This window comes from Bacillus sp. FSL M7-1020 (assembly GCF_038050415.1).
Classification (GTDB): domain Bacteria; phylum Bacillota; class Bacilli; order Bacillales; family Bacillaceae_G; genus Bacillus_A; species Bacillus_A toyonensis.
Genome location: NZ_JBBOTW010000001.1, coordinates 390102 through 408610, shown reverse-complemented (window position 1 = coordinate 408610; position 18509 = coordinate 390102). Strand labels below are relative to the sequence as shown.

The 18509-nt window shown below is 34.0% G+C and carries 12 protein-coding genes and 1 pseudogene; 1 reads left to right on the top strand and 12 read right to left on the bottom strand.

What is annotated here, in order from left to right; genetic code table 11:
- Positions 1–8 precede the first annotated feature (8 nt).
- The 3 genes from MHB70_RS02030 to MHB70_RS02020 all read right to left on the bottom strand — a co-directional run bounded on the left by MHB70_RS02030 (position 9) and on the right by MHB70_RS02020 (position 2214).
- The gene (locus MHB70_RS02030) at positions 9–881 is read right to left on the bottom strand and encodes an ankyrin repeat domain-containing protein (RefSeq protein WP_000287349.1); all 873 of its coding nucleotides are present in this window, start codon (positions 879–881) and stop codon (positions 9–11) included.
- A 440-nt stretch (positions 882–1321) separates the two neighbouring features.
- The gene (locus MHB70_RS02025; protein ID WP_001220934.1) at positions 1322–1825 is read right to left on the bottom strand and encodes a nitrous oxide reductase accessory protein NosL; all 504 of its coding nucleotides are present in this window, start codon (positions 1823–1825) and stop codon (positions 1322–1324) included.
- 134 nt (positions 1826–1959) lie between these two features.
- Positions 1960–2214, bottom strand: coding sequence for a hypothetical protein (locus tag MHB70_RS02020; RefSeq protein ID WP_000450026.1), 255 nt, complete (start codon positions 2212–2214; stop codon positions 1960–1962).
- 255 nt (positions 2215–2469) lie between these two features.
- Here MHB70_RS02020 and MHB70_RS02015 point away from each other — a divergent pair, with 255 nt between their 5' ends.
- Positions 2470–3774, top strand: a complete 1305-nt coding sequence (locus tag MHB70_RS02015; protein WP_000880435.1) for a CitMHS family transporter — start codon at positions 2470–2472, stop codon at positions 3772–3774.
- Between the two features lie 43 nt (positions 3775–3817).
- Here the strand turns inward: MHB70_RS02015 and MHB70_RS02010 are convergent, their stop codons facing one another.
- The 9 genes and pseudogenes from MHB70_RS02010 to yhbH all read right to left on the bottom strand — a co-directional run bounded on the left by MHB70_RS02010 (position 3818) and on the right by yhbH (position 18383).
- Complete coding sequence (locus tag MHB70_RS02010; RefSeq protein ID WP_000503458.1) at positions 3818–4510, bottom strand: response regulator; 693 nt, start codon at positions 4508–4510, stop codon at positions 3818–3820.
- Positions 4510–6114 carry an ATP-binding protein gene (locus tag MHB70_RS02005; RefSeq protein ID WP_000669467.1) on the bottom strand — a complete coding sequence of 535 codons (1605 nt, stop codon included), beginning with the start codon at positions 6112–6114 and terminating at the stop codon, positions 4510–4512. Before MHB70_RS02005 ends, MHB70_RS02010 begins: the two co-directional genes overlap by 1 nt.
- 160 nt (positions 6115–6274) lie before the next feature.
- Positions 6275–7135 (bottom strand): methyl-accepting chemotaxis protein, encoded by an 861-nt coding sequence (locus MHB70_RS31080; RefSeq protein ID WP_370512681.1) that lies wholly within the window; start codon positions 7133–7135, stop codon positions 6275–6277.
- An 81-nt stretch (positions 7136–7216) separates the two neighbouring features.
- Positions 7217–8251, bottom strand: a pseudogene (locus tag MHB70_RS31075) (HAMP domain-containing protein); the annotation flags it as partial.
- Positions 8252–8505: 254 nt separating this feature from the next.
- The gene (locus MHB70_RS01995) at positions 8506–10080 is read right to left on the bottom strand and encodes a flotillin family protein (protein WP_000155031.1); all 1575 of its coding nucleotides are present in this window, start codon (positions 10078–10080) and stop codon (positions 8506–8508) included.
- 12 nt (positions 10081–10092) lie between these two features.
- The gene (locus MHB70_RS01990) at positions 10093–10641 is read right to left on the bottom strand and encodes an NfeD family protein (protein ID WP_061530682.1); all 549 of its coding nucleotides are present in this window, start codon (positions 10639–10641) and stop codon (positions 10093–10095) included.
- Between the two features lie 246 nt (positions 10642–10887).
- A complete protein-coding gene (colA, locus tag MHB70_RS01985; RefSeq protein WP_001036363.1) occupies positions 10888–13785 on the bottom strand; it encodes a collagenase ColA in 2898 nt (965 codons plus the stop codon).
- 300 nt (positions 13786–14085) lie between these two features.
- On the bottom strand, positions 14086–17097 hold the full coding sequence (locus tag MHB70_RS01980; RefSeq protein WP_341343680.1) for a leucine-rich repeat domain-containing protein: 3012 nt from the start codon (positions 17095–17097) through the stop codon (positions 14086–14088).
- A 110-nt stretch (positions 17098–17207) separates the two neighbouring features.
- Positions 17208–18383 carry a sporulation protein YhbH gene (gene yhbH, locus MHB70_RS01975; RefSeq protein WP_001288242.1) on the bottom strand — a complete coding sequence of 392 codons (1176 nt, stop codon included), beginning with the start codon at positions 18381–18383 and terminating at the stop codon, positions 17208–17210.
- Positions 18384–18509: the final 126 nt, after the last annotated feature.

Genomic DNA, 18509 nt, shown 5'->3' with positions numbered 1-18509 from the left:
TTTTCTTATTATTCCACCGGTTGTGGTTGCGGCTGCACTACTTCATTCGCACCAGCTATTCTCAACACATTCGCAATATCTTTAAAACCTCTTTTTTCAGCATATTGCAGCGGCGTAATATTTTCCTTATTGGCCATATTTACATCTGCCCCGTGGTCAATAAGCATTTGAATTACTTTCTTATGGCTTTCACTACCATTTCCCAATACAATTGCTTCTATTAAAGCTGTACCACCACGTTCATTTTTATAATTCACATCAATATCTGTATGCTCTAATAATTCTTTAACAACCTCTACATGACCACGCTCAGATGCAGAAATGAGTGCTGTGCCACCTGACTTAGTCGTTTCTTTCGTATTAACTCCTGCATTAATTAATACTTTTACAATATCCGTATACCCTTCTCTACTTGCATAAAGGAATGGATTGCTTTGTTTCTCATCTTTGACTTCAATATTTGCACCTGCACCAATTAATGCTTTAACTGTCTCTACATGATTTTGGTACGTTGCTGCAAGGATAGGGGTTTCTCGGTTGTCACCTTCTACGTTTATATTCGCTCCATCCTGAATCAACTTCATAGCTGTCTCTGTGTCTCCAAGAGTCGCTGAAAGTAACAACTGTTTGTCCAGTAAATTTATACTTTTTTCTTCTTTAACTTCTTCTTGTTCTTTATGCTTTTCTTTTTTCTTTTCGTTTTTCACATGAACCGGTTTCGATTCTGGTTCCTCTTGCTTATCGCAAGCCACTACCGTCATTAAAAGTCCTAATAACATACATAATAAAATTTTTTGTTTTCTCACAACTACAGCTCCTATGAAAGATAATGTTTTCTTAACCATTCCTCCATCACATACAATAACTCTTCTTGAGTACATTTATCCATAAGCCCTTTATATTCCTTCTTTAATCGGATTATCTTAAGCTTATCCTATGTTTCTCAACCTATTGGAATGATACGCCTGATGGCCTCATCATTAACATTATGAAGCAATTAGTTTAGCACGTTTTAACCGCATTTGTATACATTTCTAAAAAGTACATAAAGTGAAACTTTAATTAGTGGGGGTTTTGTTCATCTACCACTAATTATTAGTTGAACCAATCGGGCTTTTACGGGCAGTTGATCTCCACCTAACTTCTTTGCTTTCACTAAATTTTGAGGTGGGGATCTTACTGCCCGTTAATGCGGGATAAATGATTGCTTTAGGTCACTATACTCCATTGTAACCGTTCTTCTAAAAATTTTACACCTTTTCTATATTTGCACCTGAGTAATGCTAGAAAAAGACAACTATATAGTTGTCTTTTTCTAGTATTAATGATGCCCACCGTGATTCCCTGTTTTCGGTTTCCCCATCATTTCTTTATTCATTTCCCATTTATGCTCTGCTAGCTCTTTATACGAAAGAACCTTACCCTTATAGTTAGATACAAAGCTCTCTGCATCTTTTTTATTTTTAAATGAAATGACATTATAAGCCATTGGTGTCGTTATTGTTTTATCATATACGTAAGTAGCGTCTTCTAACGAAACCCAATCTTTCGAATCATAATCTCGAACAAATTTTTCTTTCGTCTTTTCGCCTGGATTAATCTCCATCCATTTATACATACAACCAATATCATCAAACTTTAACGCTTTTCCATTTTCTAAAATGATTTCTGTTGCAAATTGATTATCCGTTACCCCAATTTGGCAAATATCACACTTATCATGTTTCTCATCAATTGCCACAGCTGTTGTTCCCTTTTTCCCACACCCCACTATCGTAAATAAGAAACATAAACATATAGCAAGCACAACATACTTTATTCTCATCACTATTCCTCCCTAAAAACCGTATACTCCACAAGGAGAATATCAAAAACTTGTGTGGGATTTGTGAAAAAACAATGTGCTTTTTGTAATATAGAAAACAAAAAAGATGTGTAGCTATTTCTACACCTCTTTCATCATTCACAGCCTGTAATTAATAAATCATCTTCTAACTTAACTAATAATGTATCTGTATTAATTTTCTGCCCAACTTCTACATTTACTAATCTTATATTTCCACTGATACCGACCGCGACTTTTTCAAGCTCACCATTATTTTTTCGGACCATCATTAATTTTTCCCACTCATATACATAAGAAGATTCATTAACAAAAATCTCTTCTATCTTCCCCTCATAAGAACTATAAACTTCTTCTATTCTCGTTTCCATTCAAAATCTACTCCCTACTTCGCACTTCACTATTTTCACCTTATTCTATCACTCTTGTTAGAAGTAAATTATATTTTTAAAAATTCAAAATTACCTTCGTGAACAATATGACCAAAATAAAAATTATGCTTCTAATGGTGTTATTTTTCAAATTATTTACCATTTGGATAGATGCTTTTATGATAAACAAAAAACATTGTTCTGAATTTTTACTTTGTTTTGAAAGCGCAATCATTTTTTTAAGGGGGAGATCGGATGTTAGCTCTACTTGGATTTGCAATGGTATTTGTCTTTATGTTTTTAATCATGACGAAACGTATGTCAGCATTAGTAGCATTAATATTAATTCCAATTACTTTCGCATTAATTGGCGGATTTTATGCAGACATGGGTCCTATGATGTTAGAGGGCATTCAAAAATTAGCACCTACCGGTATTATGCTTATGTTTGCCATTTTATATTTTGGAATTATGATCGATAGCGGTTTATTCGATCCTGTCATTAGTAAAATATTAAAATTTGTAAAAGGGGATCCTTTAAAAATTGTTGTTGGTACAGCCATTCTTACTATTATTGTTTCATTAGATGGGGATGGAACAACAACGTATATGATTACTGTTTCCGCAATGTACCCATTATATAAACGTCTCGGAATGAATCCACTTATATTAGCTGGGGTTGTTATGTTAGGGGCAGGTGTGACAAATCTTACACCTTGGGGTGGACCAACTGCTCGAGTTATGAGTGCACTTGGACTAGATGCATCAGAGCTCTTTACACCACTTATACCAGGAATGATTGCTGGTGCAATTTGGGTAGTTTTCGTTGCCTACTATCTTGGAAAAAAAGAAAGAAAACGTTTAGGCATTATGGATGTGCAATATTTAAAACAAATGCAAACAATGGATGAGCAAGCTGCCACAGTAGAAGCTGCCGTGCATAAACGCCCTAAACTTCTATGGATTAACTTTTTATTGACCGCTACATTACTTGTCTGTCTCATACTAGAAGTTATGCCGTTACCTGTTCTCTTTACAGTTGCTTTCGCTATTGCTGTTATGATTAACTATCCAAACTTAGAACAACAAAAAGAACGTATTGCCTCTCATGCAGGAAACGTATTAGCTGTTGTTTCACTCGTATTTGCTGCTGGAATTTTCACTGGTATTTTATCTGGAACAAAAATGGTAGATGCAATGGCTCAAAGTGTAGTAACTCTTATACCAGATGCACTTGGACCACAGTTGCCAATTATTACAGCTCTTCTTAGTATGCCGTTCACATTTTTCATGTCCAATGATGCATTTTACTTCGGGGTATTACCTATTTTAACGAAGGCTGCTGCTACTTATGGAATTAGTGCAGCTGAAATGGGACGCGCTTCCTTACTCGGTCAACCCGTTCACTTATTAAGTCCTCTTGTCGCTTCCACTTATTTATTGGTCGGAATGGCTAAAGTTGATTTTGGTGAACATCAACGCTTCACTTTATTGTGGGCCGTTGGAACGACAATGGTGATGTTGATTACTGGAATTGTAATTGGGATTATTCCAATATAAGACGCAAAAAACAGTAGAAGAAATAAATCCTCTACTGTTTTTGTTATGAAGAAACGAGAAAATACCTTCTCTCTGGTCTCCCTACACTTCCATATATAAGCTCTGCATGTACTTTCTTCCCAGATATTAAATACTCTAAATAGCGTCTCGCTGTTGATCGACTTACTCCAACCATCGAGCTTAACACTTCTGCGGTAATTCCTTCTTCATTAACTGTTAACATATGCTTTTTTATTTTCGCTAAAGTTAAAGGATCTATTCCTTTTGGAGCATATTCAACTGTATTTCCCTTCACACCTCTTTGAGACCATAAGTGTTCAATTTGTTCTGTAGATAATTGATTGCTTTTCTTTAACTGCCTAATCTTTTTTTGATAACTTTCTAAACTCGCTTTAAAACGGTCAAACATAAGTGGTTTTACGATATAATCAGTTACTCCACCACGTAAAGCATGCCTTACTACATCAGTTTCCGATGCAGCTGTAATCATAATAATATCTGTATCATGCAAATTATGCCTAATATATGTGACAAGTTCTGTTCCTTGTATATCAGGTAAGTACACGTCTAATAAAACGAGTTGTGGCTTCACAAGCTCTAGCCATTCCTTCGCTTGTTCCCCAGTCGTTGCTGTTCCAATTACTTTAAATCCTTCAATTTTTTCAGTAAAACGCCGATGAATGTCCGCAATCCGAATATCATCTTCTACAATTAATACTTCAATCTCCTCACCCATTACAACTCGCCTCTCTCTTTCGGTAATGCAATAATGAACAACGCACCACCTAAATCCCCTTTTTCAATTGCAATGCTTCCATTTAAATCTTCTACTAACTCTTTCACTTTTGCTAATCCATATCCTCGCTTCTCTCCTTCTTTCGTTGAAAAGCCTTTATAAAATATGCTAGTAATTATTTCATCATGAATCCCTTGCCCCGAATCTTCCACTTCAATTAATATTTCTTCTCCGATATCTGTTACAAACATTCTAACTTTCTTATCATGCTCTTGATTTTTTTCAATTGCTTCAAATGCATTCGTAATTAAATTCCCTAAAATCGAAACGACATAATTACTCTCAATATGCGGACTTAATGTTTCTAAACTACTTTCTCGATCTAGTACAAAATCAATCTTCAACTCTCTTGCCCTATTATAAAATCCAATTAAAATTCCACCTAGCCATGGATTTTGAATTCGCTTCATAATAAATTGAACAAAATCTTGATATACCGCCGTCTCCTTATGAATGAGCTCTAGAGCATCTTCATATGACTCTAATTGGATAAGACCTGAAAGCGTATACAATAAATTGTTGTATTCATGGGTTTGTGCTCGTAACGCCTCTGTATATTGCTTCGTCTGAGATAATTCTGCTGTTAACTGGTCCATTTCAGATTTCAAACGTAAGCTCGATACGACGCCGGTTACTTTATTATTTACTTTAATAGGTAGACGATTAGCAATAACAGCCTGCCCTTTTATATTTAATTGACGATCAAACTGTTCTTCACCAGTTTGAAGTACATCTAGTATGGATGAATTAGGAATTATATTTAAAATAAATGATCCAATGATATTTTTTCGGTTGTCTAGTGAAAGAATATCGTAGGCTGCTTGATTGACTAAACTAATCATGCCCTTTTTATCAATTACGATAATCCCTTCTCGTACAGATTGAATCACTGTACTATGCTCTTCATATAAAGATGAAATTTCTTCTGGTTCCATCCCAAACATCATTCTTTTTATACTTGCAGCTAAATATATGGAACCGATTATTCCCATTAACAAACCGATTATTGTAATCCAAAATACACGCTTTCCATACACTTCTACCGCTCCATGAATATCATCCATTGAAAATCCAACAGATACTACACCAATAATTTTATTATCCTGATTACGGATTGGAACTTTTCCGCGTAAGGAAGGTCCTAATGATCCCGTTGCTTTCGAAACGTAAGATTTCCCTTCTAATAGCACTCCTTTATTATCTCCACCAACCATTACTTCTCCTATTTTGTCTTTCTTGGGGTGTGCATAACGAATCCCTTCTTTATTTCCAACCACAATAAAATCAGCATCTGTATCAATTCGAATTTTTTCTGCAATCGGTTGAATAATAGAAGCTGGATTTTCTTTTTGAAAAGCTTCCGCGATTTCCGGTATAGCTGCAACTGTTTTCGCAACATGCAAAGCTCTTTTACCAATTTGCTCTTCTACTGTTTCAGATAATATGTAGTAAAACAAATAACTTGTTAACAAAAGCACAACAAGAATAAGTGTACTAATAGTTAATGTAATTCTCGGTTGTAGTTTTAATTTTTTAAATTTCAAAACCATTCCCCTAACATGGATAAAGATAGAATTTAAAGAAAATACAGTTTTTTCAATTGTTAAACTTAATCATAACACGGTTACTACACATTTCTTTATTTTTATCTCCATAAAAAAAGAAACGAAGTAAAATTACTACCTCGTTTCTTAATATTTTTTATTACACTTTAAACTTGCCAATCATCTCTTGCAATTCTTCTGCCATTTGTGATAAGTGAACTGCTGCTCCATTAATTTCATCTACTGAAGCTAATTGCTCTTCAGAAGAGCCAGCAATATTTTGAACACTTGCTGCATTTTCTTCAATCGTAGCTGCAATTTCATTAATAGATGCACTTACTTGTTTGGCATCTACCGTCATTTGTTTCGCTACTTCTACCATACTATCAATTTGCACAACTGTATCATTTGTAGATTTCAATATTTCAGCAAAGCTTTGCTTCGTTTCATTTGCAACTACAAGACCTGATTGTACTTCTGTTCCAACTTGATTCATAGAGCTTACCGTTTCTTTTATATCAAATTGAATCTCTTTCACTAGTTTTCCGATTTCCGTAGAAGACTGTCCTGATTGTTCAGCTAATTTTCGCACTTCATCCGCTACAATTGCAAATCCTCTTCCTTGCTCCCCAGCTCTTGCAGCCTCAATTGCAGCATTTAATGCTAATAAATTTGTCTGCTCTGCAATATGTTGAATCACTTCCAGAATTGCTCCGATTTGTTTCGACTTATCATCTAATAAAGCAATGACTTTATCTGAATTTGAAACTGACTCATGAATTAATTGCATTTGATTCACAGTTTGCTCAACTAACTTCCCACCATCTTCAGCTTTTTTCTTCGTATACATAGAAGCTGTTGATACTAATGAAGAACTATCAGCAACACGCTGAACTCCTTCTGTAACTTCTTCTAATAACGTCGCTCCTTCTTCAACTTCTCTCGTTTGTATTTCAGCCCCACTCGACACTTGCTCTATAGCTTGTGTAATTTGTTCTGTCGCTTCACTTGTCTGCTTCATGCTAGCTGTTAATTCTTCTGAAGATGCTGCTACATGACTTGCTGAAATATTTATATTGGAAATGACATTATGTAATGATGATGCCATCTCATTAAAACTTTCTCCTAACTGCCCGATTTCATCTTTAGAATGAACTGTAATAGATTCTGTTAAATCACCTTCACTAATTTTCCTAGATGATAGAACAAGTTGTTTTAACGGTTTAATAATAGAAGCAATTATGAAGTAAATTAAAACCCCACCAATCATTAATGAAATCCCAATAACAGTTATCGTTTTATAGAAAATAGGTTCAGCCGCTTGAATAATTTCTTTTGAAGGCATTATCCCCGCTATTTTCCATCCAGTTTTCTTATTCGTTTTAAAAGTAATGTTACGATCTTCACCATCTAATGAATAATGAAAATCACCAGCTTCCTGTTTATAAAATTCCTTACTAAGTTTCTCTTCTAACTTCACACCCGGCTTCAGTGTCGGGTGTGCGACTACATTTTTATCTTGATCAAATATCGCTACATAACCTTCCTTACCGATATTAACCATCTTGGAAGTAGTTACAATATTATTGATAATTAAGTCAATCCCAAGAACGCCACTTTTATCCTCATTTTGTTTTGCCAGTGTGATAACAGTATTCCCTGTCGTTTTTGACTTATATGGAGCAGTTACAATTACTTCTCCGCTTTTTTTCACTGCCTCTTTATACCAATCTCTTTCTGTAGGATTATATCCTTCCGGCATTTGAATTGCCGGTGATTGAATAAATTGCCCGTTGCTAGACCCAGTATAGATAGCTTCCATTTCCGGATGTAACTTATTATATTCTTCTAGTTTATTTTGGATATTTTGTATTTGATCCGCTTGGTAACTTGATTGTGTAAATAATTTCGTAAAATAAGTTGCATCTACTTTTTTACTATCCAATTCCTTATTAATTACATTATCCAAAATTTTTATATTATCTTTTGCCGAGTTTAAAATCGTTTCATTAAAATTTGTTTTCGCCTGCTGATAAGACGTCCAACCAATTACAATACTTGGAAGAATTAAAATGATAATAAATGACACAAGTAACTTTGTTTTTAAACTACTACTCCTTAACTTCCTTTGAAACATATTTCTACCCCTCCATACCGTTTTACATGCAATAAATTACAATTAATCTATTTATAAAAATTATAAGATATAAATAAATTGACGAGACTCTCTATTTCTTTTTACTCATCATTCTAAATTTAAAGGATTATTGCATACTTACTTCATTCTATAAAAATTAAATAATTAAAACAATGTATAAAAATGTATATTATTCGAAATATTATGATTCACAGAAGAACCTCTAGCACATGCTAGAGGTCCTGCCTACCTTACTATTCTTTATCTTTTTCTACTTCTTTTTTCTTATCTTCTACTACAGATACAACCGGTTTATCACTTGATAATTGTTGTACCGCTCCTTTTCCTGCAAATCCTTCTAATAGCTCTTTTAAGTCAATTCCAGAAGAAGCTTTTAAAGTTTCTTGCATCGTTGCCATTAAATCGGTCGCATAGCCCGCAACTTTTCCGGCCCCGCTATTTTTACCACCGCCGCCTGTATCGACAACTGTGATTTTATCAATGTTACTAAGCGGACTTGCAAGTTCCTTCGCATAACTTGGAAGCATTTTAAGAACCATATCCATAATTGCCGCTTGACCATATAATTCAAATGCTTCTGCAATTTTTTGTTTCGCTTCTGCTTCTGCTAAACCTTTTAACCTAATAACATCTGCCTCTGCTGTACCTTGTGCTTTTTGTACTTCCGCTTTCGCTTGACCTTGTGCTTTCTCAATCTCTGCTTTCGCTAAACCTTCTACACGAACTTCTTCTGCACGTGCTCTTGCTTCTGCTTCAATCTTATATTGATCCGCATCTGCCTTTTTCATTTGTTTTACTTTTTCCGCTTCTGCTGATTGTTCGACAGCATAGCGATCTGCATCTGCTTTTTTCTTCACTTCTGCATCATATTGCTTTTCACGACGTGCAATCTCTTTTTCTTCTAATTCAATTTGCTTTTCACGCTCAATGATTTTAACGCGCATTTGCTCTTCTGTAACACCTTGTTGCGCTTTCGCTTGTTGTAATTCGTAAGAAAGGTCCGCATCTGCACGAGCTTGTTCTTGATCTCTCTTATAGGACTGCACTTTTAATTCCTTATGTTTTTCAGCTTCAGCGATTTGTGCATCACGTTGATATTCTGCTTCTTTTGCTTCTTTCTCAGCACGAGCTTTTTCAATTCGTGCCTCTTTTTCACGCTCTGCATTTGCAACTGTTGCATCACGCTTAACCATTGCAATTTGCGGCTGTCCAAGCGCATCTAAGTATCCGTTTTTGTCCATTATTTCTTTAATTGTAAAAGAAACGATGCGAAGACCCATCTTCTTTAAATCTGTAGAAGCTACTTCATGCACCTTTTGAGCAAATTGCTCTCTATTACTATACGCATCTTCTACTGTCATAGAAGATAAGATAGCACGGAGATGCCCTTCTAAAACTTCTTTTGCTTCTATTTTTAACTCTTCCGTTTCTTTTCCTAAATATTGTTCAGCTGCTGTAGAAACTTCTTCAATTGTCGATCCTACTTTAATAATAGAAACACCATTTACTGTAATTGGTACACCTTGTTTCGTATACGTATCACGTGTACCAACTTCTAATTTGTAGTTTAATAGACTTAAAGGCTCTGCTCTTTGCATAATTGGAACTACAAAAGTACCGCCACCGCGAATAATCTTAATCTTCTTTCCATCATCAGTGGTAACAACATTTTTCCCACCACCAAGCCAGTTCCCTGTAACAATTAACGCTTCATCTGGACCAACTGTTCGATACTTCGTAATGAATACTAAAATGAGTAGAATTAAAATTGCGAGTAAAACTCCACCGACAATTAATGGAATCGTCATGTAAATTCCCCCTTATAATTTTGGTTTCTTTAAAGAATAAGCGATGTTTTGTACAAGCAAAACACCATCTTGAACTCCCTCGATAATAACTTCAGTTCCTTGTGAAATATCTTTCTTTCCAATTGTTTTAGCTGGGATTGCATTACTTCCAAATTGGGAGGAGATTAATACTTCACCAAATCCTTCTGTAGGAATTGTCGTAATGACTTCTCCCTTGCAACCAATGAATTCATCCATACTTTGTACGGTATTTTGTTCTGCTTCTGCAATCGGTTTTAAAATTAATATTTTCATTATGAAAACACCGATAAAAGATATAGCAAATGAACCAGCGAAAATAATAGTACTATTAAAGGAAAATAAATATTCTCCTATATAACTAAGTCCACATAACATAGCGAAGAAACTAAGTAGTAAAGTAACAACGGATACAGATCCGCCCCCAAAACTAAATATTGATTCAAATATATCTCCAAAGAAAATATAAATAACAGTGAGTATAGTAGCAATAATAAATCCATATAAATAAATTGTTTCAAGTGGATAACCAAACAAGAACATTTCTTATCCCCCTTTCTTAAACAATCCCTTTTTTGTTATGTGTATGCCTCACCTCTTTCAAAGATTATTAATCTAAATTTTCAGTTATTTACCCTTTAAAGAAAAACCTGTAAGACAGGTCTCTAAAAAAGAACAGGAGAAACCTATTGTGACAGGCTCCTCCTAGAAAATAACCGATATATTATATATCTATATAATACACTATTTTCCACAAAAAGTAAAGTTAAACATACATTGGAAAAGCACTTATTTTAGTGATAATGAGTACGTTCCATCGCCATTATCATATTTATATACATACAAGTAATACTTACCTGGTTTTGCATTTAATTTTGCTTCTATATGATTTCCATTAGCTTGACCGTAAGCAGCATAATTTTGCATATCTGATTCATGGTGAAGTACCCACGTCATCCCAATTCCATACTCATTTAAAACAGAAATATCGATATCTTTCGCTGATGCTACATTAAATGTATAAACATCGGTGTGATCCCCGCCGATAAGGCTACCTTTTATAGTAGTGTTTAGTCCGATACGATTTGCTTCCTCTTTACGATTATTTGGTTCAGATTCTGTTAAACTTCCATCTTTAATCGTAACAGTTGTTTCACTTCTACTCTCTTTTCCTTTATCATCTTTTACTCTTAACACTACTTTATAAGTTCCTTCTTTTTCATATGCATGTACTGGATTAACTTCTGTACTTGTTCTTCCGTCTCCAAACTCCCATGAATAAGAAACGATTTTTCCATCTTCGTCGTTTGATCCATCACTTTTGAATTGAATTCCTTCTTTTACAAGCCCATTATAAGGACCGTTTATATGAACTGTCGGAGCTTTATTTTCTCCGTCATCTTTTGCGATACCATGGAAGACTACGTCATATTCAAATTCATTGGAACTATTCACACGGTAATTGACGAAATATGCTGTAACCGTTTTGTAGCCGCTCCATTCTTTTTGCGCCAATTGTTCTAAAGCTTCATTTACTCTTTTACCCATTGCATTCCAGTCTTCTGATTCACCTTTTGTTACACTACCTGTAAACGTACCTTCTAATGTAAATGTATTAAAGAATTGAGACTCGTGTTTTGTCATTTTTGCATCTTTCATAGACAACGTCTCACTAATTTCTTTCTTCACTTCTGTTAACGACTTTGGTGCATGTTCAGCTAAATAATCATCTGCTACTTCCGGTACAGTGTACTTATCTTGATTATTAATTAACTGCTGCATATACTCTTGATACTCTTTATTTAGCTTAGAATCTTTACTTAGGTTTTCACGATATGCATCATAATTTTTCACGTCATTCGCACGAATTAAATCTTGAATTTTATCAAATGTTTCAAACTGATGCGTATATAAGTAAGACTGCAATGCGAACGAGTAGTTATAGAAATCCCAAGAACCATATTTAGCAAATAGTGTGCGCTCTGCTGTATAACGGCTTGCAGGATCAGATGATAATCCGCTAATGATGCTCTTTCTTGGTACAACGTTATTCGTACGAGTAGATCCTGCGAAAAACTCTGCATTTCCTTCTTGGAACCAAGTTAACCTTTCATTTTGATACATATCTCCTCTTCCAAATAGACCTGGTACTTCATATCTTCCTTGCAGGTAATGAGTAAATTCATGACGGAATAACTCTTCTAAACTATAAATACTTTGCTCTGGTGTACGCTCATATGTAAAGAATGTACCTGTCTCTTCAATATAAATTCCACCATTGTTTGTTTCATATCCATACAATTGTCTATTTAACTGATATTCATCTGGACTATTATAAATTACAATCGTTAATACATCATCCGCATTTCCTGGCTCTAACGCTTTGTCATTTCCAATTACACGATGATACTGTGCCTTTACTTCCTTCGCAGCCCAATATAGTCTCTTAATTTTTTCTTCTGATACTTTATCTCCTGTTTTGAACACAATTGATCCATCGTCGAATGTATACGTTTTTGGTAAGTATTGCTCTTTTCCTTCTTTACGTATTTTCTCTAAATCTACCGTATTCCCGCTATAATCTTTCCCATTATAATTTGTTGTAATTTGTTCTACCGCAACAAAATACGGTTCACTTAAACGCGGATACATATGCATCGCTTGTGTAACAACCTCTAGTCCTTTATTTGGATTGCTATGAAACTTCCCTAAACGGCTAGCAAAATAAATTCCATTATTAACGAGCCATTTATTTTCTGACGTTACTTCATTTAGAAGAGCAATACGATTTATTTCATTAATAAACCCATCTACTTTTCCATACCACATCGTTTCATTCGCTTCTTTACGGGCCTCATTTAAGTAAGACTGTATATCATAATCAATGCCTTGCATCATATCGTATACAGCTTGTCCTTTCATACGATCGTCTACATATGCATTAAAATTATCATTATATTGTTTTAAAATATTCGATGCGTATTGCACTGTTTCAACATCACTTGATGCATTACTAATTAATTTACCGTATGCAGATACTACTGTATCTTGCTCATTTGTTCCAAGCTTAAAGTTTGGATTTTTTGCGATTGCTTTTAAAGCCGGTAAGCATTTGTCCTGGAAGCTTCTTTCATTTAAAGCGCTTAATTCATTATTATAAAATGCAAGATAAAAAGCTGAACGTAACACTTCAGTAAACGTTTGAATTCCTTTTGAATCATCTTTCGTAAATGTACTACCTCTATGAGCTAATTCATCTATAATGACTTGCATTTTTCCGTTATCTTTATAAAAGGCTTTTGCATCTTCATTAAACTGGAATAAGTCTGTAATTTGATGCCACTTAATACTGCCTAACGTTTCAACTAACTCTTGATCATTCATTTTGTTTAAATCAGCCATTGAATAGCTGTCTTTAGCTTGCTTTACTGCCAAGTTCCTCGTAATAGATGCTGGTCGCTGTGAAAAATCTCCTACTTTTAAACGTTCTTGAAATGATAATGTTTCTTCGGCTTTAGAAACGTGTCCGATCTCATCTACTGGTTTTTCAATTCCAACTGGTTTCGAATGCAATACATTATATGGCACCTTTTCTTCTGCTGATACATTCGTTTGAATTGCCCCTAACGATAGCGCCATTGTACTAATACTAAGCATCATTTTATTAATTTTTGATTTCTTGTTCATATCATTGCCCCCTATTTATATATTCCATCCACGAAATTAACATATTATCCGGATAAAAAGATACAAAATGCAATATTTCATATTATTTCTTGATACAATTTGAACGTATCGTGAACGAAAAGTACTTACAATTTTCGTTACAGCTTCTCCATTATTTTATTGATTAAAACATCCTCGTATCCATATCCTTCCCCTATTCAAAAAGACCTTATCATAAGCATATTTCAACATGAAATTGCTATGATAAGGTCTTCTCAAATAATTATATATATTTTTTGTAATAATAAGATAAAACGTTATTTATTTCTTAAATACTCTCTTTCTAAATACAAACATACTTAATGTTGAAAGAACAAATGCTAATCCAGAAAGTAAACTCGATGTGTTAGCTTGACTACCAGTTGCTGCTAAAGACTTCTGATTTTCCTCTTGCTTATTAACTTGTTGCTTATTTGAAACTTTTTCTTGCGTACTCTCTTGTCCTACCACCTTCACCGGCCCAACTTGATTATCCCCTTTTGGCTCTTGATTCAATCCAGTTGTTGATTCTTTTACCTCTTCTTTTGTACCTTCAACTTCTTTTACTGGTTCTTTCACTTCTTCTTTTGTACCTTCAACTTCTTTTACTGGCTCTTTTACTTCTTCTTTCGTTTCTTCAACTTCTTTTATCAGCTCTTTTACTTCTTCTTTTGTTTCTTCAACTTCTTTTACTGGCTCTTTTACTTCTTCTTTTGTTTCTTCAACTTCTTTTACTGGTTCTTTCACTTCTTCTTTTGTACCTTCAACTTCTTTTACTGGTTCTTTCACTTCTTCTTTTGTACCTTCAACTTCTTTTACCGGTTCTTTTACTTCTTCTTTCGTTTCTTCAACTTCTTTTACCGGCTCTTTTACTTCTTCTTTCGTTTCTTCAACTTCTTTTACCGGCTCTTTTACTTCTTCTTTCGTTTCTTCAACTTCTTTTACCGGTTCTTTTACTTCTTCTTTCGTTTCTTCAACTTCTTTTACCGGTTCTGTCACTTCTTCTTTTTCAACTATATTTTGGATTACCGTTCCGTTAAAACTTATACTAATTTCATCAGAATCTAAATCAAATTTATATACCTTTTCACCTGGGGTACTCCATTTTATTACTCCGTTATTAAGCGTTCCGCCCTTACCTGTCATTTTGATATTGTCAATAGCTGCTCCTTCTAAGTCATATACAGGAACTTGAATTTCTTCATTTACTTTTGCTTCATCTAAAATGATTGTTTGTCTCCCGACATCAATTGAAAACCACTGCCCTAATTGTATTAGCGGTCTTACATCACAAATCTCATTCCCTGCTAAATTCAAGCTAAGTAAGTCCAGCATTGAACCAATAACCGTTACATCTTTAATATGATTGTCTGCAAGATTTAACCACTGTAAGTTTTTTAATGAAGATAACGGTGTTATATCTTCAATTTGATTATGAGATACATTCACAATATTTAATTGTTTCAAATTTGAGATGAACTCAATATTTTTCAAGCCTACTCCTTCTAAAGTGAAGTTTTCTAAGTTCGTCATGTACTCTAAACCTGTTACATCTTTTATCTCTTTTCCTTTTTCTTTAAGTATCTCTAATGTTTTAATCTGTAATAAATCTTCTTTTGTTATAGGAGCGTTTAAATTCTCTCTACCTAAATTCTCTTTATTAATATGTTGTTGTAAATGTTTATCCAGGATTACATTTTGACTTTCTTTTTGTTTTTCAACTATTTTCTGGACAACCATCCCATTAAATCTTATTTTACTTTCACCAGAGCTTGTATCTAATCTAAATTCATATGTTTTTTCTCCAGGACTATTCCATTTTATAAATCCATTATTCAGAATGGCCCCCTCACTTTTTAAATTGATATTTTGAAGTGGCTCCCCTTTAAGATTGTATATTGGAATTTGTATTTCTTCATCTACGCTTGCTTCACCTAAAAAGATTTTTTGTCGTTGAATATCAATTGAAATTCGCTTACCCAATTCCTCAACAGGCCTTACGTCAGCAATTTCATTCGCTCCTAGGTTCATCTCATGTAAATCTGTTAAATTACTCAGCGGTGATATATCAGAGATATAATTCTCTTCTAAATTCAGTACTTGTAATTTTCCTAATTTAGATAATGGTGATATATCTTTTATTTCACTATCAGCAATTTCTAGTTCAATAAGATTACTCATTTTACTAATAGATTCAACATTACTAATTTTATTGTTCCCTATCCATAATAGTTCCACATTACTTAATTGGTTAATTCCAGTAAGATCACTGATTTGATTATTGGCTAAGTATAACTGTTTCATAGTTGATAATGTAAATAATGGCTGGATGTCTTCAATGTTATTCCCAACTAAATCTAATGTTTTAATTTTTTTCATTTTACTTAATGGTGTAAGATCAGAAATTTTATTATCTCTTAAAAAAAGCATATTAATATTCTCTAACTGCTCAATTGGATGAATATTTTTAATTGGATTAGAAGTTAAATCTACGTACTTCAAATCTCTCAGTTTCGAGATGGCTGATATATCTGTTACATTAGATTCTCTTAACGTCAACTTCTCTAAATTTGTCATATGTTCTAAACCAGCTATTTCACTTATTCCTTCACCTGAATAAATGGATAATGTTTTAATCTTTAATAAATCTTCCTTAGTTATTGGATCATTTATATTTTCTCTATTTAAATTATGTTTATTAATATGCCTTTGTAATTGCTTATCTAATATTACATTTCCGCTTTCATCTTGTTGTTCCACTTTATCCTCTCTATTTTCCTTTTCTGGAACATTGTTCTCTAAATTTAAAGCATTTACTTCAAACTGCACTTGATATTTATTATCATAGGCCATCGTTGGAATATAAATATGCATTTGCATATTATATCTTTTTCCCAATTCCCCAACTTCAAATTGAATAACCTTCGTTCCATTTTTCTTTTTGTCTTCTGATATAACCTTTACATCATGAAACACACCAGGAGTATGAATATCCTCTGTTTTCAAGTATTGGAAGAAATCGCTATCACTTAACGTTGCTGTTACAATTTTCTTTCCATTCTCAATTGTTAATTTCGGATCCTTTATATAAACAGCTGCCATAGACTGTTCATTCGTTTTATCTTTATACGCTTTAATAACAGCGTCATATGTACCATCTTCTAAACCTTGTCCCGTTTTATTTGCCTCAATTGCTACCGCCGCTAAAGCAGGTGTCGAATACACAGCAAATGGAAGTGATAACGCCGCCGCTATAATCATTGCATTTATATGTTTTTTTTTATTTTTTTTCAACTTTACATCTCCTCCAATATATATAATTCGAAATGTAATCATTTCTTGAATAAATGATAATGATTTTCATTATCATTGTCAACTAAAAAAATAATCCCTTTTAAAAGGGATTATGCCATTTTCTCTCCTGATTCTTCTTTAAAAAAGCTCTTCATCGCATGGAATACGTCTGCTTTTTGCTTTAAAATATAATATCTAAAGTTCTCATCTTTAATATTTTTATAGGCTGACATAAGCGTACTATGGCGGTTGTACTGATTGACTTCCCCATACCCAAACATATTACATTTCTTCATCAGCTCTTCAACAAGCTTTACACATCTCGCATTATCTGATGTTAAATTATCACCGTCTGAAAAATGGAATGGATAAATATTATAGCGGTCTGGTGAATATTTATTATCGATAAGCTCTAATGCCTTTTTATACACGGAAGAACATATCGTTCCGCCACTTTCTCCTTTTGAGAAAAATTCTTCTTCTGTAACAACTTTCGCTTCTGTATGATGAGCAATAAATTCAATATCAACTGTTTCATACTTTGTACGTAAAAATCTTGTCATCCAGAAAAAGAAGCTACGTGCCATATACTTCTCCCATATTCCCATCGATCCACTCGTATCCATCATCGCTAATACAACAGCTTTTGAATCTGGCTTTAATACTTCATTCCAAGTACGGAACTTTAAATCCTCTTGGTGAATTGGATGGAAAGATGCTTTACCACGCATTGCATTTCGTTTATATGCGGATATCATCGTTCGTTTCTTATCAATATTTCCCCATAGTCCTGTTTTTCTAATGTCATTAAATTCAATATGTTCAATCCGGTTTTCATCCATTTCTTTTCTCTTTAAATTAGGAAGCTCTAGCTCTTTGAAAAACGCTTGCTCTAATTCTAAAATAGAGACTTCAGCTTCATAATAATCTTCTCCAGCTGCATCTCCTGCACCTTGACCTTTTCCTGGGCCTTTTTGCTTTTGACCACCTGATCCATCTCTCGCAACGACATCACCAACTTTGCTATCACCAGTTCCTTGCCCAACGTGTTTGTTTTTATCATAATTGTACCGAATCTTATATTCATCTAAAGAACGAATTGGTATTTTTACAACATCCTTGCCATTAGACATAACAATGCTTTCTTCTGTTACAAGATCGGGTAAATTATTCTTAATTGCCTCTTGTACTTTTTCTTGATGGCGCTGTTGGTCGTCATATCCTTTGCGATGGAGGGACCAGTTTTCCTGTGAAATCGTATAATTTGGTTGATTTTCTTCGCTCATTCCTTTCCCTCCTTACTGTAATTGTCTTTCTCTATGAACAGCAATCTATAAATTTTGTTCTGTAATGTTCAAGCTAAAATATTTGAAAGGTAACTGCCCATCGAAAATCACCCCATAAACATATAT

Excerpts from the sequence above, each read along its gene's own strand:
- MHB70_RS01995 (WP_000155031.1), bottom strand. The coding sequence starts at position 10,080 with ATGACGATTCCATTAATTGTCGGTGGAGTTTTACTCGCAATTTTAATT.
- MHB70_RS01990 (WP_061530682.1), bottom strand. The coding sequence starts at position 10,641 with ATGTTCTTGTTTGGTTATCCACTTGAAACAATTTATTTATATGGATTT.
- colA (WP_001036363.1), bottom strand. The coding sequence starts at position 13,785 with ATGAACAAGAAATCAAAAATTAATAAAATGATGCTTAGTATTAGTACA.
- MHB70_RS02015 (WP_000880435.1), top strand. The coding sequence starts at position 2,470 with ATGTTAGCTCTACTTGGATTTGCAATGGTATTTGTCTTTATGTTTTTA.
- MHB70_RS31080 (WP_370512681.1), bottom strand. The coding sequence starts at position 7,135 with ATGAAGCAGACAAGTGAAGCGACAGAACAAATTACACAAGCTATAGAG.
- MHB70_RS02020 (WP_000450026.1), bottom strand. The coding sequence starts at position 2,214 with ATGGAAACGAGAATAGAAGAAGTTTATAGTTCTTATGAGGGGAAGATA.
- MHB70_RS02010 (WP_000503458.1), bottom strand. The coding sequence starts at position 4,510 with ATGGGTGAGGAGATTGAAGTATTAATTGTAGAAGATGATATTCGGATT.
- yhbH (WP_001288242.1), bottom strand. The coding sequence starts at position 18,383 with ATGAGCGAAGAAAATCAACCAAATTATACGATTTCACAGGAAAACTGG.
- MHB70_RS02030 (WP_000287349.1), bottom strand. The coding sequence starts at position 881 with ATGTACTCAAGAAGAGTTATTGTATGTGATGGAGGAATGGTTAAGAAA.
- MHB70_RS02025 (WP_001220934.1), bottom strand. The coding sequence starts at position 1,825 with ATGAGAATAAAGTATGTTGTGCTTGCTATATGTTTATGTTTCTTATTT.